This window comes from Bacteroides sp., assembly GCF_028690125.1.
Taxonomy (GTDB): Bacteria; Bacteroidota; Bacteroidia; order Bacteroidales; family Bacteroidaceae; genus Bacteroides.
This window is the reverse complement of record NZ_JAQVBV010000106.1, coordinates 1-4,209: the sequence shown is the minus strand read 5'-3', so window position 1 is coordinate 4,209 and position 4,209 is coordinate 1. Positions and strand designations below refer to the sequence as shown.

The 4,209-nt window shown below is 38.6% G+C and carries 1 protein-coding gene; it reads left to right on the top strand.

The annotated features are described in order from the left end of the window. The coding region (locus tag PHO71_RS25345; protein WP_300208967.1) for a LamG domain-containing protein at nucleotides 1-4,209 on the top strand (4,209 nt) is incomplete at both ends.

The window sequence follows — 4,209 nt, the reverse complement described above, 5'->3', positions numbered from 1 at the left end:
TCGCATATGATTACTATTCTGAAAGTGGCATAAATGATAGTTGGAATGCAATCCCTATTCCTTTTGGTAGTGTAAATAAAATACCATTGGCATGGGTTAATTTATTTAGGTCAGAATTTATAATAGGTTCTGGGCCACTATTTAATGTAAATAAACTGTACTTTGATAAAGTCGTTGTTTATGACAGAATAGAAGAAAAGAATGGATATAAACCAACTCCAGAATCACCAGAAATTAAATTTAGAATATTTAAAGGTACTGGTTCTATCGGAAGTCCAGAATTTGTTGATGGCGTAAAATCTGAATATCCTGGATTTGCATATGTTCAACTTTATAAAATTGTTGATGGTGTAGAAGAACCAGCAGACCCATTAACTCCAGATGGTGACGTAAGCCAACTATATGCAGATATAGAAGGTATTGTAAATGATACTGGAACTGCACCTGAAAGAAATCCTATTAAAATCCTATACATGCTGTTTACTAAGCCTTACACAGGTTATGAGGGGTATGGATTAGAAATAGACCCAGATGATTTAGACTTTGATGATGCTATTTTAGAAGCAAATATACAAGGGTTTAAAATAGATGGTGCTATTGATAGGATTGCTGAGTTTGGTGAATGGGTAGATGAATTATTGCGTTGTGCTCGTGCCTCATTAACAGAAGAAGATGGAAAAATAAAGGTATATGTAGATAGTGCAAAAACATACTCTGGTGTTCACTTTGATGCAAGTGGTGTTAATGGCTATGAATGTGACATTAGTCCGTGGACAGAACCAGAGGTAGACGCACAGATAAATAGATTAAGGCTATCATACTCATGGAATTTTGAACGTAATGATTTTAATAAAAAGCCAGGTGTGCATGAAGAATCTCCTCTACGTGACCCATATTTAAAAGATGAAGCACATGCAGTAAGAATCGGTAAATGGAATACTGATACTATTGAATTTAAACTAATTAAAGATGATACTACTGCACATAAACTAGCACAATACTATTTAAAATCAAAAGTTAAACAATTAAAAACCACTAGTTTAGTTACAGAAGTAAACATTCCTAATATAGATGCCGGTGATTTAGTTAAAGTTTCATATGAAAAATTTGGTTGGGTAGAAAAAGAATTTGTAGTTACAAAAATAAAACGTAATGAAGATTCAACTGAATTGGATATTAAAGAGTACTCAATTGATGTATATACATTTGTTAGTCCAGGCGAAGAACCAGAAGTGCCTGGCAATCCATATTCTCCGTATAATATTCCTACTAAACCTATAATGAACTCTCTTGAAGTTGTCAATACTATACTTCAAGATGGTAGTAATCAAACTTTAATTAAAGTAGAGTTTACACATACATCTGAAAATGCACAGATGGTTGCACTATATTTTAAAGAAGCATCAGAACCAGAAAGTGCATTTTGGCAACTAGACTCAACTGTTAATAAAAATGTAATTACAACCATATGGAAAGGTAGAGTAACTGGTGATTATAATTTTAGATTAGCAACAATTACTAGCATGGGAGTTACATCCCCAATTACAATAGAAGATGGGGATCGCCACTATTACGGACAACCTACAGAAGAAGTTCCCGCTTCTGTACATGTAGATACCGAAGCTCCTGGCACTCCAAGTATATCTATTGTAAATCCATTTGTTGGTGGTGTTTCAATTTATATAACAATCCCAGACGGCATACCTGAGGATTTTGCATATTTTAAAATATTTAGAAAACTAGGTAATTCGACCCCTGCTTTATTAGCTACATACCATACATCTGCTGTATTTACTGATAGTGAGCGAGAAACAGTTGAACATTCAAGAGTTTACTATGCAGTCGCCGTTGATAGAAACGGTAATGAGTCCGCTATGTCTGCCGCATCTGCCGCATCTACACCTTTAAAGGTAAGTGATGCTGATTTATCGGCAGACGCGATAAAAATGCCGACCGGTGCCATTTTGAGTCTGTCGGCTAAAAACTGCACTACCGCCAGCATAGCCGAGGTTGATGGTGTAAAAGATGTTTCTGGCAACGGTAATCACGGGCAGGCATTCGGTGGCGTTGAAGTAGTTGATTCAGAGATGGGAAAGGCGTTTCAGTTTAATGACATTAATGATATTATCCACACTAATTTTGGGGCACCAGAACTTAACTCCACCGATTCTTTCACTATTTCTGTTTGGGCTAAATATGGTGGTGGCGGTTACAGCACCGTCCAACATGTCGTATCGTCAGGTTCACTAATTTCTATCACAAAATATTATGGCAATTGGTCATTTGGGATAGGTGATTCCCCAGTATCAGCATATGCTCCAGTCGCCGTTAGGGCTGGCGAGTGGATACATTTTGCTTTGGTAGTCCAAAAATCATCAAGCACGGCTACTTTATACGCCAACGGTAAGCCAATCAAAACCAAAACCGGCTGGGTTTGGACTGATATAACTGACGATTTAACCCTGTCTCGCGTCCAATATTATTGGTTTAACGGTCTTATCGCACATCTAAAGATTTATGGTCGTGCAATTTCCCCATCTGAAATAAAAACTCTTTACATGTTCCCTGATGATGTAGCATTCGGCCAGATTACTACGGATTTTATAGGAGCAAATGCAGTTACTGCTGGTAAAACTTTATTGGCCGCAATTGACGATGTAACAGGTAATTTAAATAATAATGTTGTCGGGGAATTACAACTGGTAAATAATGCTGTAACTGAAGCTAAAATCGCTGTAAATGCAGTTAATACGGGGCAAATAAATAATCAAGCATTGAAAGCACCAGGCGGTGCTCTTCTTAGCTTATCGGCTAAAAACTGCACTACCGCCAGCATAGCCGAGGTTGATGGTGTAAAAGATGTTTCTGGCAACGGTAATCACGGGCAGGCATTCGGTGGCGTTGCGGTCGTGAATAGCGAATATGGGAAGGCGTTCAGTTTTGATGGTGTGAATGATTACATACAAACAAATAATCCACTTGGGTTATCTCCAGAGGAGTTTACAGTAGATTGTATTGTTTACAATGACGGTGTAACAGCTACCTATTGTGTAGCTTGCTCAAGAACAGTTTTGGGTGAAGGAATCGCTATTTTCGTTTTGAACGGAAAACTTAGATTCGATACTGGGGCACAGTGGGCTACGAATATATCAATCCCATTGAACAAATACGTTCACTTATCCGCTGTCTACAAAAAGTCCGCATATAAAAGGTTATTTGTTAATGGTATATTGGCGGCATCCACAGATGTAGCAACCGAGTGTGGGAGTGTCGATGCAAGTAGAATGCAATTCGGTGCGTCTGCTGTAAATGCTTCTAATCTTTCAAATTGGCTCAAAGGTCTAATCGCCCAACCTAAAATATTCAATCGTGCACTTTCACCATCTGAAATCAAAACTCTTTATATGTTCCCCGACGACGTAGCTTTCGGACAGATTACAGCTGACCTTGTTACGACTGGCGAACTTATCACGAAGTCCGCACAGATTGCAGATGCGATTATAAGTAATGCTCATATACACGACTTGAGTGCAGAGAAGATAAATGCTGGTACCATAGCCGCTGACCGTATAGGTGCAGGTAGTATAAATGCTTCTAAACTATTGATTGGTCGTGTTGGTGCGGCTCTTAATGATGACCCTAACTTTGAAGACCCTAGTGCATGGATTGTACCAATTAATGGTACATTTGCATCGGTTACTGACGGGCAAGTTGGGGGTACTGTTGCTAGGCAGTCCGTTGGATATGGTATATGGAGAAATGTAAAGTATATTCCTATTGATAGAAGTAAAACATATCGCGTACGGCTATGGATTAGAACTGACTCCGCTGGAAATGGTGCAAGTAAACCGGTTTCAATAGGTACAAATTACTATACTGCATTGGGTGGAATCGAGGATACAAGGTTAGAACATGGCACGAACATTCCGATTACAACAAGCTGGCAAGAGTTTTCATATATTATAAATGGTTCAGATTTCCCGCCTACTGCGAAATACATGAGAAACCGAATTGGTCTATTTAATGGTACTGGTACCGGTTATCATGAAATGCAAGATTTAAGAATAGAAGAAGTTATCCCAGCAACTCTAATTCAAGACGGCTCAATTATAACTGAGAAACTGGCTGTAGGTGCCGTTACTGCTGAGAAATTACTTATCGGTAAATCTGGTGCGGCTCTCAATGATGACCCTAACTTTGAAGACCCTA